A 12,448-nucleotide genomic window follows, 5' to 3' on the forward strand; every position below is an offset into this window, starting at 1 on the left:
GATACGGGTGGCCAAGCACGGCATGCGGTGTGAGGCCGCTACCCACTCAGTTCACCCTATTTAAACGTTATGCTAGTGAATGTTTTTCACTATCGCTAGTTTCTTATGAACGCATTGCGCTTTCACGACAGGCAATGATTCGCAAGCGATAAGCGGGACTTAAGCCTATACGGCCGCGACGATCCCACCGCCAACACCACGTTTTTTCAACAACTTGCTGTTATCAAAGCATTTCGTGGGCATGGCGTTACTATCCGCTTGCGCTGGTGCACCCAGGTGACAGGCACGCCTTGGCAAATAAGGAAACTCTTGGGAAGTCGCAACACGGCGCAGCCATGGGCCACACGCACTATTCGACCAACTCGGCGGCCTCATCGATACCCACGGAGACCAAACGCGAAACGCCGGGCTCCTGCATGGTGACCCCCATCAGGCGCTCGGCGGCTTCCATGGCAATCTTGTTGTGGGTGATATAGATGAACTGCACGCTTTCGGACATCTCTTTCACCAGCTTGGCGTAGCGGCCAACGTTGGCGTCGTCCAGCGGAGCGTCGACCTCATCCAGCATACAGAACGGGGCCGGGTTAAGCTGGAAAATGGCAAAGACCAGCGACAGCGCAGTCAGGGCTTTTTCCCCACCGGACAGCAGGTGAATCGTGCTGTTCTTCTTACCCGGCGGTCGAGCCATGATGGCCACGCCGGTTTCCAATAGGTCATCACCGGTCAGCGTCAGCCACGCCGCCCCACCGCCAAACACACGGGGAAAGAGCGTTTGCAGGCCGTTATTGACCTGATCGAACGTCTCCCGGAAACGGACGCGGGTTTCTTGATCGATCCGCTTGATCGCCCGCTCCAGCGTTTCCAGTGCTTCGGTAAGCTCGGCATGCTGGGCTTCGAGGTAGTTACGCCGCTCGGCCTGCTGATCGTACTCCTCAATGGCCGCGAGGTTGATCGCCCCCAGGCGGCGGATTTTTTCCGAGGTACTTTCCAAGCGCTCTTGCCAAGCAGGTTCGCTGGCATCGCTGGGCAGTGTGCTGGCGAGTGCATCGGCATCGTGGCCTAGTTCTGCTAACTGCTCATCCTGGGTCGCTGCTTTGAGCGCCAGCGCCTGCACATCCATGCGGCGCTGCTGGAGCTGTTCGCGGCTCTGTTCCAGATTACGCTCATGCTGCTGGCGGGCTAACTCATCGTTGCGCAGCTGCTCGGCCAGCGCCTGGGCCTGCTGGCGCGTTTCATTGAGCCGCCGTTCCTGCTGTTCGCGCTGGTGAAGCAGCTCTTCGAGCTCCTCAGCGGCCAGCTCGTCAGGCTCGACCAGCATTTCACGGGACTCTTCCAGCTCGGCAATACGCAGTGAGAGGCGCTCTTCGGTATCGCTTGAGCGGGACTGCTGCGCGCGCAGGCTGTCGCGCTCGGCTTTTAAGCGCTCACGTTCCAAGGCCAGCGCCTGCTGCCGCGCTTTGAGCGGGGCATGCTGTTGGTTGAGCTGCTCACGCTGCTCACGCTGGCGGTGGCGCTGTTCGGCGCTGGTTTCGCGGGCTTCTGCGGCGGTTTCCAGTTGCTCCATGGCCGTGTGCCAACGAGCGCGCTGCTCTTCTAAAGTAAGCGTTAACTCCGCCTCATCTTCTTGCAGCTGGGCCAGTTCGTCGTCCAGCTCCGTGGCGCGACTGGAGAGATGCTCAAGGCGTTGGGCAAGCCGCTGCTCTTGCACCGCTAGTTGTTGGCGGGTGACCGCATGGTCACGCTCCTGCTCCGCCTGCTGCTCACGGGTCAGCTCTAACGTTTCAATCGTCTCGTTGGCGGCTTCGCACTGTTCATCAAAGAGCGCCAACGCCTCTTCCGCCCGCTCACGCTCTGCGGCTAGCTCCTCAAAGCGGCGACGCGTCACCAATAGCGCATCGACACCCTCGCCGTTCGACTGCTGGTGCAGCCAACCGCGACCGCGCCATACGCCGTCTTGGCTGACCACACTCTCACCAGGGGCAAGCATAGGCAACAGCGCTTCGGCCGCCTCGGCGGTATCAACATAGTGAATACTTGCTAACCACTCCGTTAGCGCGCCTGCGCCTTTCACCAAATCGCTGAGGCGATTGCCTGCGCCCGCCGTGGCTGTGGAAGGCGGCGCTTGATCAATCAAGCACCACTCCGTCGCTAGCGCTTCGGGCAGCGCGTTTAGCTGATGGGCGGCTACCAGTCGGGCGTTTAACCAAGGGGCGAGTAGCCAGGAAATAACCCGCTCCCAGCCTTGGCTGACCGAAATGGCTTCACCCAAGCGGGGTGCATCAGCAAGGCCATGAGCGGCAAGCGTTTCGCTTAGCTGAGGGTCGTGATCGGCCAGAGCGGCATCCATCAGCGCCTGCAGCGAAGCAAGTTCACCCTGCTGCTGGCTAAGCGCAGCGCGTTGCTCGTCACGGGAAGTTACCGCTTGCTGGTAGGCGCTTTTGGCATCGCTGTAGCGCTGCTGCCACTGTTCTCGCTCCACTTGGAAGGCGTCGGCACGTTGGTCGGCTTCTTCCAGGCGGGCTTGGTATTCGGCGTGCTCGTTTTGTAGCGCGGTCATGTCGGCCAGCTCGCCGCGCTGCTGGCGGCGGCGCTGCCCTTCTGCCTGCAGGCGGGCAATACGTTGCTCTAAGTCGCGCAGCTGGTCTTGGCTACGGTCGGCATCGCGGCTGGCCTCGCGCCAGCGGTTTTCGGCGTCGGCCCACTGCTGTTCGGCAGCTTCCAGCGCTGGCGTTGCGTCGGCCAGCGTTTGCTCGAGCATCTCGAGCTGCTCTTCCAGCGCTTCATGCTCGGGTAGCAGCTCCTCAAAGCGCTCGTCGATGACCGTGAGCCGCTCCTGGTCGCCCTCGCTGACCTGGCGCTGCTCGTCGAGATCCCGGCGCGCGGTGGCAATGTCATTGGCCAACTGCGCTTCGCGGCTTCGGCGGTGGGCCTGGTCCTGCTCTAAGCGGGCAATGCGCGTGGTGGTTTCATAAAACTGCTGCTGGTAACGGTCCAACACTTCGGCCAGCTCGTCGTGCTGTTCGCGGGCCTGCTCCAGGCGGGTTTCACATTGACGCACGCCAAACACGTCTTTCTCGACGGCAATTTCCAGCTCGCGGACACGGCTCTCTTGATGAGACTGTTCGGCCCGCAGGGTGCGGCCGCGCAGCAGCGCCAGCTCGCCTTTTAAGCGGTACTCGTGCTGTTTGAGTTCCTGATAGCGCTTGGCGGCTTCCGCTTGGCGCTTGAGGCGTTCGAGCTGTTTATCCAGCTCTTCGCGAATATCGTCCAGGCGCTCCAGGTTCTCCTGGGTGCGCCGCATGCGGTTTTCGGTTTCCCGACGGCGCTCTTTGTACTTGGAGATCCCCGCGGCTTCTTCGAGGGTGGCGCGAAGGTCATCCGGGCGCGCTTCGATCAGCCGCGAGATCATGCCCTGGCCGATAATGGCGTAGGAGCGCGGGCCTAGGCCGGTCCCCATGAACAGGTCGGCGATATCCCGGCGGCGGCACTTCTGGCCGTTGAAGAAGTAGTTGGACTGGCCATCCCGGGTCACTAGGCGTTTGACGGCAATTTCTGAGTACTGGGCGTACAAACCGCCCATGCCGCCATCGCGGTTATCGAACTTCAGCTCGATAGAGGCCTGCCCTACCGGCTTACGCCCGGTAGAGCCGTTGAAAATAACGTCGGCCATGGATTCGCCGCGCAGGGTTTTGGCGGAGGACTCCCCCATCACCCAGCGCACGGCGTCGATAATATTGGATTTACCGCAGCCGTTCGGCCCGACGATGGCCGTCATATTGCCATCGAAGGGCACGGTGACCGGATCGACAAAGGACTTGAACCCAACAAGACGAATAGAGGTTAAGCGCATTGCAACCCTTAGCAGCGGTAGCTTAAGTGGAGATTATTCAAAAACACGGTTGATAACGACATTGGCCGCATCGTCTTCGCTGATAGCACCTACGCTGACGCTCTCCAAATCGCCAAACAGGTCGCCCGGCTGCGGCGTGGCCTGCCCAGATTCTGAGACACGCACCACCAAGCGTGCTTCGCGCACCTGGGAGATTTGCGCTTGCGGCGACATGGCGGCGGTATCGTCCAGCACGACGGTCATGGGCAGCTCAGAAACCTGCGTACGTATCACCGCCAGCGGCGGCAGCTCGCCGTCGATATCCCGCGCGGTGATGAACACCGTAGCGTCGTCACTGACGTTGTCTACCAGTGCCTCATCCATGGAAACGTGCACCCGCACCCCTTGCCCCTGCGCGTCTGCAGGCGCCTCAGGCGTTACGCCCATGCGCTCTTGGGCAACACGAATGCCATCGCGCAGCGATTCAGCGGTTTCGGGATCTTCGATATTCGCTACAGCCCGACGCCAGCGGTCAATGGCCGTTTCATAGTCACCGTTATCGAAGGCGTGGATGCCCAACAGCCCCAGCACGGTGGGCTGGCGGGGGTCTAACTCTAGCGTTTCATCCACCAACGCTTGAACGTCAGGGGTTAGTTCACGCTCGGCCATGAAGAAGCGGAGCTGCGCCAGCTGGGCGAGCAGCGGTGGAATACGCCCTTCAATGGCAATCAAGCGCTCCAGGGCATCGGCGGCTTTTTCGGGCTGGCCGGTATCGCGGTAGAGCGGAAACAGTGAACTCCACACGTTGGGGTTGTTGGGCTGACGCTCGGCCTCGGCCTCCATGCGCTCCAGAAACATAGCCATCGAGCCTTCCGGGTCGTTGCGAACTTCCTCTTGGATGGCGTAGAGCGTCAGGTCGCCTTCTGCCCCGTTTTGCTGGTACCAGAAGGTGCTGGCCCCTACCACGGCGACCATGACCAGCGGCACCACCAGCCGTCCAGCGCTCGCAGCTTTCAGTGGCCGCTTGGCCTGAGTGGCAGTGTCTTCCAGCAGGCTGCGCTCTAGCTCTAGGCGATCTTCATTAAAACGAGCGTCGTCGATGTCGCCACGCTCGCGTGCCGCTTCCAGGGACGCCATGCGCCGCTGGAAAATCGCCACGTTCTGCTCGGCAGACGTATCGTTGGCTTCAAAGTGATCTAGCTGGTCGCGCAGAACGCGGGCACCGCGCATGGGGGCAACTAATAGCCACAGCGCGGGCAGTAACAGTAAGGCAATCGCTATCCAGAGCGGTGTCATGAAGACCTCTCGCGGTTAATCAGGGCATCCAAGCGGGCGCGTTCTTCTGCACTCAGCGCTTTAGCAGAAGCGTTGCGGCGGGCGCGTACCATCAGCACGACGACCAGCATGCCTAGCACCACCAACCCAATGGGCAGCCCCCACAGCAGGTAGGTGCGGTTTTCCAGGCGCGGGTTGTAGAGAATGTAATCGCCGAAACGCTGCACCATGTGGTTGATGATTTCGATATCGGCGCGGCCTTCGTTCAGCAGCACGTAGACGCGCTCGCGCATGTCCGCCGAGATGGGCGCATCGGAGTCGTCGATGGCCTGGTTTTCACACAGCGGGCAGCGCATGGAGGCGGTCAGGTCGCGGTAGCGCTTCTCCAGTACCGGATCATCGAACTCGCGCACTTCGATTCCGCCTGCCATGACGCTACCGGCGGTGGCCAGCAGCATGGCCGTCACTATCCAACGAATTATCGCCATTTTTCTACCTCCGGCAGGATACGGTCACGGACATCTTCCGGGGAGACATAGCCCTTGTGGTGATAGCGAATCACGCCCTCGGCATCCACCAGAAAGGTTTCCGGCGCGCCGTACACGCCCAGGTCGAAACCGAGGCTGCCATCCGGGTCAAAGATGTTGATCTCGAAGGGGTCGCCGAATTCGGTCAAAAACTCCAGGCCTTTCTCGCGGGTATCTCGGTAGTTGATGCCCACCATACGGATGCCGTTATCAGCGAGTTCTAACAGCTGCGGCATTTCCTGCTTGCAGGCGGGACACCACTCGCCCCAGACGTTGACCAGCGTCACTTCGCCGGTGAGCAGCGACTGGTCTACCTGGCGTTCGGCGTCACGCAAGGTAGTGGCCTGAAACTCGGGAAACTCCCGCGCCATGAGGGCCGAATCCCGCTGGGAAGGGTCCTGCCCCAACCCTTGATAGAGAAACAGCGCGATGCCCACAAAACCGATGGGTAAAAGAAGCAACAGCAGGCGGCGTGTCATACCGTGGCCTCCTGTGACGGAGATTGATCAATACGTGAGGATGCAGGTTGGCGCGCGGCTGCGCGGCGGTAGCGCTTATCCGCTACGGCCAAGATGCCGCCGAAGGCCATGAGCAGGCCGCCTAACCACAGCCAGCGCACAAACGGCTTGTACTGGACGCGCATGGCATAGCTGCCGTCGCCCAGGTCTTCACCCATGGCCACATAGAGGTCGCGGAACAAACCAGGGCGCAGCGCAACTTGGGTCATGGGCATGCCGGTGGCGAGGTAAAGGCGCTTCTCGGGGCGCATCACGAAGCTGCGTCCCTCGTCCCCGCGCTGTACCTGAATGATCGAAGTATCGGCCAGGAAGTTGGGGCCACGTCGGTTGGTGAGTTCCGTCATGGTGAACTGATAGCCCGCCACTTCCACGGTGGTGCCCGGCGACATGCGCACGTTGCGTTCGATGTTGTAGTTCGAAACGACGGCAACGCCCACGATGGTCACCGCAATGCCCACGTGGCCCAGCACCATTCCCCAATAAGAGAGCGAGAGCTTGCGCAGCCCGGCGACAAACGAGCTGGCGTGACGGGTCTTGTCGAACAGGTCGCGCACCATCGGCAAGACGATCCACAGCGCAGAAATAATGCCCAGCGACACCCACAGGTTCCATTCGCCGCCGTAGACCAACGGCATGGCCACACCCAGCACGATGGCAGCTGCCGCCGCGAGACCTAGCTTGCGCCACAGCTCACGGCCACTCATGCTTTTCCAACGCGCCACCGGCCCCAAGCCCATGAAGACACACATCACCACGGTGAGCGGTACGAACAGCGCATTGAAGTAAGGCGGGCCTACGCTGATTTTACCCAACCCCAGAGAATCCAGAATCAGCGGGTACACCGTGCCCAAGAGCACCGTGACGGTCATGATGACCAAAATGATGTTGTTGATCAGCAGCAGCGAATCCCGCGAGAGCCAGTTAAAACCGACCTTATGGCTCACCCGCGGCGCACGCAGTGCAAACACCAGCAGCGATAGCGTGACGGTGATTGCCAGCAGCATCAGGATGAAGAAGCCACGCGAGGGGTCATTGGCAAAGGCATGGACCGAGGTCAGTACGCCCGAGCGCACCAAGAAGGTGCCCATCAGCGACAGCGAGAACGTCGAGATCGCCAGCAGCACCGTCCAGCTCTTGAACGAGCCACGTTTTTCGGTCACCGCCAGCGAGTGAACCAGTGCCGTGCCCGTTAGCCAGGGCAATAGCGAAGCGTTCTCCACCGGGTCCCAGAACCACCAGCCGCCCCAGCCAAGCTCGTAGTAGGCCCACCAGCTGCCGAGTGCGATCCCGACGGTGAGAAACGCCCAGGCCACGTTGGTCCAGGGGCGCGCCCAGCGGGTCCAAGCGGCGTCTAAGCGCCCGCCCAGCAGGGCGGCAATCGCGAAAGCAAACACCACCGAAAAGCCCACATAACCCATGTAGAGCATCGGCGGGTGAACCACTAGGCCAAAATCCTGCAACAGCGGATTCAAGTCGGCGCCATCTTGCGGCATGTTCGGCAGCAAGCGCTCGAAGGGGTTGGAGGTCATCAAAATGAAGAGCAAGAAGCCCACACACACCATGCCCATGATGCCCTGCACTCTGGCCACCATGTCGCGGGGCAAGTCGCCCGAGAAGACCGATGCCGCGAATCCCCAACCCGCCAGCATCAAGCTCCATAGCAGCACCGAGCCTTCATGGTTACCCCACACGGCGCTGAATTTGTAGTACCAGGGCAGCAGAGAGTTGGAGTTGTTAGCGACATTAGCCACGCTGAAATCGTCCAGCATGTAGCTGGCGGTCAAGCAGAGGTAGGCAATGGTCACAAACAGGAATTGGCCGATGGCCATGGGACGACCATAGGCCATCCACAGCGGGCGACGCGTGGCAGCCCCGGCAAGCGGCATCACCGCCTGAACCACCGCCATGAGTAGCGCGATGACCAGGGCAAAGTGGCCGATTTCAGGAATGATCTTAATCAACATGGGTGCTCCGAATTAGCATCAGGCTTTATCGCACAGCGTGCGTGCAGTCGTTAATAGTCGCTTCCTTCTGGGGAGCCTTCCTGCTCTAGGCGCTTGCCCACTTCGGCAGCTTTCGCTTGAAAGTCTGCCGGGGAGTAGCCTGCTTCTTCCAATGCCTGCGCCACTTCGGGCGGCATGTAGTTTTCATCGTGGCGTGCCAACACCTTATCGGCGTAGAGTCGGCCATCGGCCTGCAGTTCGCCGACCACCACCACGCCCTGCCCTTCACGGAATAGGTCCGGCAGAATACCGCTGTAGTAGACCTCTAGATCATCCACGTAGTCAGTCACTACGAACTCAACATCGAGGCTTTCCGGGTCGCGGGACACAGAGCCCTCTTTGACCATGCCCCCCGCGCGAATTTGGCGCTCCATGGGGGCATCGCCTTGGGCAATTTGTACCGGGCTGAAAAACAGATTGATGTTGGCGCGCAGCGCATACAGGGTGAGCCCCACCGCAATGGCGGTGAGCGACAATAGCCCTAAGATAACAAACAGCTTCTGTTTACGTTTAGGCGTCATAGTGAACGTCCTTCTGAGCAGAGTTAACTGGCTCTTGCAGGGGCTGCGCGTGCGATGGCTGAGCGTTGCGCTGGGCATTTTCACGACGCGCCCGGCGCTTTACCACGTTGAGTAGCTGGCGGCGCTCCTGACGTGCGTGCCACACGATCATTAGCATCAACAGCGCAGTAACTCCCCAGGCAGCCCACACGTAGACCGCGTGACCGCCCATGGCAAAAAATTCGTTTAGCGAGGAAAAGGCCATTAGTTCGTCTCCTCGGCAAGCTCGCGCACCCAGCGCTTATTGGCTTCACGACGCAGAATTTCGCTGCGCGTGCGCATCAGCGTGAGCGCAATAAAAAAGCTGTAAAAGCCCAATACCATGATCAGCAGCGGTGCCCACATGTCCATGGTCATGGCAGAGCGCCCTGTAATCGTGAAAGTGGCGGGCTGGTGAAGGGTGTACCACCAATCCACTGAGTACTTAATAATCGGAATGTTGATCACGCCCACCATCGCTAGCACCGACGCGGCACGGGAACCGCTATCGCGGCTGCTAAACGCACCGCGCAAGGCAATTACGCCCAGGTAGAGAAACAGCAGAATCAGCATGGAGGTAAGCCGTGCATCCCACATCCACCAGGTTCCCCAGGTGGGCACGCCCCATACTGCGCCCGAAAAAAGCGCTACGAAGGTCATCGCGGCACCCAGCGGGGCCATCACGGTGGCGACCATATCCGCCACTTTGATCTTCCAGACCATGAATACCAGCCCGGAGACCGCCATGGAGACAAAGATGGATTGGGCTAGGAATGCGGCGGGTACGTGGACATAAATGATGCGAAAACTATTGCCCTGTTGATAGTCCGCAGGCGCAAAGGCCAACCCCCAGACGGTGCCTACCAGCAGTAGTAGCGTCGCCGCCACCCAAAAAAGTGGCTGCAGCTTGGCGCTAATGGCATAGAACCACTTGGGTGATCTTAGTTTGTTGATAAAGGCCCACATGGTGTTCCCGTCCTCTAACCGTTAATGCTGATGCGCAGCGATGCCGCAATGGCCCAGGGAGCCAACATCAGCGCCAGCGCTAACAGTGCGCCTAAAATCGCCAGATGCGCGGCAATACCCTCGCCAAAAATAGCGGCTTGTACGGCACCTGCGCCGAAAATTAGTACTGGTATATAGAGCGGCAGCACCAGCAGCGAGAGCAGCACACCGCCACGGGCCAGCCCTACTGTTAGCGCCGCTCCGATCGCCCCAATTAAGCTCAAGCTGGCCGTACCGAGTGCCAACGACAGCGCTAGCACGGCGTAGCTTCCCGCTGGAAGCGACAGCATGATGCCCAGCAGCGGTGCCATCAGTGCCAGCGGCAAACCCGTTAACAACCAATGTACCGCCACTTTTGCCAACCCCAGCGCCGCCAGCGGCTGGGGTGCCAGTAATAGTTGTTCCAGGCTGCCATCGTCGTAGTCGCTGCGAAACAGGCTATCCAGCGAAAGCAGTGCCGCGAGCAGTGCGGCCACCCATAAAAGCCCTGGCGCAATGCTTGCCAACAGCTCTGGATCCGGTGAAATACCAATGGGAAACAGGGTAATCACCAGCGCAAAGAACACCAGCGGATTGAGCACTTCGCCACGACGGCGCAGCATCAGGGTGAGGTCGCGTTTGAGGGTTGCCTTTATGGCCACCAGCAGACCGCCCTGGGGAGCATGGATAGCCACCTCTGGGGTGCTCAGTTGAGCGTGTGAACGTTGCAACGCTGTCTCCTTCTTACCCCAGCTGAATGCGCCTAAGCACAGGTGACTCGGTCAATGCGTGGTGAGTAGTGACCAGAACGCAGCCGCCAGACTGCGCATGCGCCACCAGCTGCGCCTCTAGCGCCGCCACCCCTTGGCGATCAATCGCGGTGAAAGGCTCGTCGAGCACCCACAGCGCCCGCTGGGTCAGGGTCAGGCGTGCCAGCGCCACGCGCCGCTGCTGCCCGGCGGAAAGCTGGCCGGCAGGAACATCTTCAAACCCCGCCAACCCAACGGCAGCCAACGCTGCCTCACGTGCAGGCTCGCTGCCCTTTTCTCCGCTAAGCGCCTGATACCAAGCTAGATTTTCCAGCGGTGACAGGCCTGCTTTCACGCCTGGGGCATGACCTAAATAGAGTAAATTGGCGAGAAAATGTTCACGGGCTTGGCGCATGGGTTCGCCATTCCAGTAAAGCTCGCCACGGTAATCGGTTAATTGCCCGGAGAGTATTTTCAGCAGCGTTGTCTTGCCGCTGCCGTTGGGGCCTTCAATGCGCACGATCTCACCGCTTTGGATATCGAGATCGAGCCCTTCAAACAGCCAACGGTCGTCGCGTTCACAGGCCAATTGTCGGGCTTGCAGGCACAGGCTCAAAAGACACTCCAGGCACGTTGATTTTGGGTCGAACTCTACACGGAAAGGCCCTTTCTCGCCAGTCACGCTCTGCGGTCTTGGGTCGCAGCGTGACCTGTCTCAATTTCCGCGTAAGAAACCCAGGTGTGAGACAGCACTAGCACTGTATGCAAAAACAGGCTTATACTGTAACAACTGTATAAATAGACACAACAGAATAAAACTACAGCTATCGACTCAATCAAACGCCTTGGCAACGGGCGCTGCATGGGAGAACACACTATGACGATTTGCCTATCCCCTCAGGTAACGTCTCACGTACCTTCTTACGTACCCTCTCAGACGCTGTCTCAACCGGTAGCGCCATCGACGCCTACCCCACTAGCGTCTCGCAGCGCCTCATCACATGCGCGCCAAGCGTGCACACCCCCTCGCGTCACACGTCGCAACACCTACGCCCTGCGTATTCGCGGCGATCGCATGCGCGACTGCAACCTCTTCGACGGCGATGTCATCATCATTCATCGCCACCAGCACGACGCTCATCAAGAAACCGTCGTAGCAACGATTAACCAGCGGGAAGTGGCGCTGAAGCAGCTCTCTATCAGCCGTTTAGGCATTCATTTATGGCCCGAAGATGCAGCGATGTCCGAAGTCTTCCTGCATAATTGTGATATCCAGGTGCTGGGCATGGTAATGGGCGTAGCCCACCACGCAACGGAAACCCGGCACCATTAACGTTATCCACCCTGCTGGGAGTACTATTTGCGCTATCGAGTCCCTGATTTAGCCCCTGAGACATGGCACACCGCCGAGATTGACGTTGAAAAGAGTCAGTTCTTGGCCTGGGTGTGCCACGCTCCTACCACCGACGCCTTCGACGCGCTGCTTCAAGCGGCCAAAGCTGCCCACCCGAATGCCAGCCATCACTGCACTGCGTTTATCGCCGGACCTCCTGGAGAGCAAACGCATATTGGCTTTTCCGACGACGGCGAGCCCGGCGGAACCGCAGGCCGTCCGATGTTCCAGGCGTTGCAGGGCAGCCAGATTGGCGAAATTGGTTGCGTGGTGATTCGCTACTTTGGCGGCACCAAGTTAGGTACCGGAGGTTTGGCACGCGCCTATGCGCAGGCGGTCAATGCCGGGCTGGAAACGCTGCCCACCCGGGAAGTCGTCGAGCGGGATAGCTATTTATTAAAGGTCCGCTTCGCCCACGAAGCGCAAGCCCGCGCTTGGTGCGACGAGCAGGCACTGCCCGTGCAACAGGCGGAGTACGATGGCAACGGAGTGAGCTTAACCATTGGCTGGCCACGCGATGTCGAGCTGGATATCAGCGGACTGGAAAACCGCCTTAAAACATCCATTGAGCTACAGCAAATATAAAAAAAACGCGGCTTACACGAGCGCTTGCTCGGTAAGCCGCGTTCTA

12 protein-coding genes are annotated in these 12,448 nt (G+C 59.8%); 2 read left to right on the plus strand and 10 right to left on the minus strand.

Features of this window, described 5'->3' with window-relative positions:
- Positions 1 to 349 precede the first annotated feature (349 nt).
- From smc to ccmA, 10 genes are read right to left on the minus strand one after another with little or no spacing between them, the layout of a single operon-like run.
- Positions 350 to 3,850, minus strand: coding sequence for a chromosome segregation protein SMC (smc, locus tag QIT27_RS02515; protein WP_285262805.1), 3,501 nt, complete (start codon positions 3,848 to 3,850; stop codon positions 350 to 352).
- Positions 3,851 to 3,883: 33 nt separating this feature from the next.
- Positions 3,884 to 5,125 carry a c-type cytochrome biogenesis protein CcmI gene (ccmI, locus tag QIT27_RS02520; protein WP_285262806.1) on the minus strand — a complete coding sequence of 414 codons (1,242 nt, stop codon included), beginning with the start codon at positions 5,123 to 5,125 and terminating at the stop codon, positions 3,884 to 3,886.
- Positions 5,122 to 5,592, minus strand: a complete 471-nt coding sequence (locus tag QIT27_RS02525) for a cytochrome c-type biogenesis protein (protein ID WP_044629989.1) — start codon at positions 5,590 to 5,592, stop codon at positions 5,122 to 5,124. The genes ccmI and QIT27_RS02525 overlap by 4 nt, the downstream gene beginning before the upstream one ends.
- Positions 5,583 to 6,110, minus strand: a complete 528-nt coding sequence (locus QIT27_RS02530; protein ID WP_172415939.1) for a DsbE family thiol:disulfide interchange protein — start codon at positions 6,108 to 6,110, stop codon at positions 5,583 to 5,585. The genes QIT27_RS02525 and QIT27_RS02530 overlap by 10 nt, the downstream gene beginning before the upstream one ends.
- Positions 6,107 to 8,113, minus strand: coding sequence for a heme lyase CcmF/NrfE family subunit (locus tag QIT27_RS02535; protein WP_089675708.1), 2,007 nt, complete (start codon positions 8,111 to 8,113; stop codon positions 6,107 to 6,109). Before QIT27_RS02535 ends, QIT27_RS02530 begins: the two co-directional genes overlap by 4 nt.
- A 50-nt stretch (positions 8,114 to 8,163) precedes the next feature.
- Complete coding sequence (gene ccmE / locus QIT27_RS02540) at positions 8,164 to 8,673, minus strand: cytochrome c maturation protein CcmE (protein ID WP_044629992.1); 510 nt, start codon at positions 8,671 to 8,673, stop codon at positions 8,164 to 8,166.
- On the minus strand, positions 8,663 to 8,917 hold the full coding sequence (ccmD, locus tag QIT27_RS02545) for a heme exporter protein CcmD (protein WP_153842159.1): 255 nt from the start codon (positions 8,915 to 8,917) through the stop codon (positions 8,663 to 8,665). The genes ccmE and ccmD overlap by 11 nt, the downstream gene beginning before the upstream one ends.
- Positions 8,917 to 9,657 carry a heme ABC transporter permease gene (locus QIT27_RS02550; RefSeq protein ID WP_044629994.1) on the minus strand — a complete coding sequence of 247 codons (741 nt, stop codon included), beginning with the start codon at positions 9,655 to 9,657 and terminating at the stop codon, positions 8,917 to 8,919. Before QIT27_RS02550 ends, ccmD begins: the two co-directional genes overlap by 1 nt.
- A 14-nt stretch (positions 9,658 to 9,671) precedes the next feature.
- Positions 9,672 to 10,406, minus strand: a complete 735-nt coding sequence (ccmB, locus tag QIT27_RS02555; RefSeq protein WP_054641333.1) for a heme exporter protein CcmB — start codon at positions 10,404 to 10,406, stop codon at positions 9,672 to 9,674.
- 13 nt (positions 10,407 to 10,419) lie between these two features.
- Positions 10,420 to 11,040: a cytochrome c biogenesis heme-transporting ATPase CcmA gene (gene ccmA / locus QIT27_RS02560; RefSeq protein ID WP_044629996.1), complete on the minus strand. Its 621-nt coding sequence runs from the start codon at positions 11,038 to 11,040 to the stop codon at positions 10,420 to 10,422.
- Positions 11,041 to 11,301: 261 nt separating this feature from the next.
- Here ccmA and QIT27_RS02565 point away from each other — a divergent pair, with 261 nt between their 5' ends.
- Together QIT27_RS02565 and QIT27_RS02570 are read left to right on the plus strand one after the other, a co-directional pair.
- Entirely contained in the window at positions 11,302 to 11,757 is a 456-nt protein-coding gene (locus QIT27_RS02565; RefSeq protein WP_228169011.1) for a LexA family protein, read from the plus strand.
- Positions 11,758 to 11,784: 27 nt separating this feature from the next.
- Positions 11,785 to 12,402, plus strand: a complete 618-nt coding sequence (locus tag QIT27_RS02570; protein WP_285262807.1) for an IMPACT family protein — start codon at positions 11,785 to 11,787, stop codon at positions 12,400 to 12,402.
- Positions 12,403 to 12,448 lie beyond the last annotated feature (46 nt).

The sequence above is a fragment of the Halomonas sp. LC1 genome, from assembly GCF_030247125.1.
GTDB lineage: Bacteria > Pseudomonadota > Gammaproteobacteria > Pseudomonadales > Halomonadaceae > Vreelandella.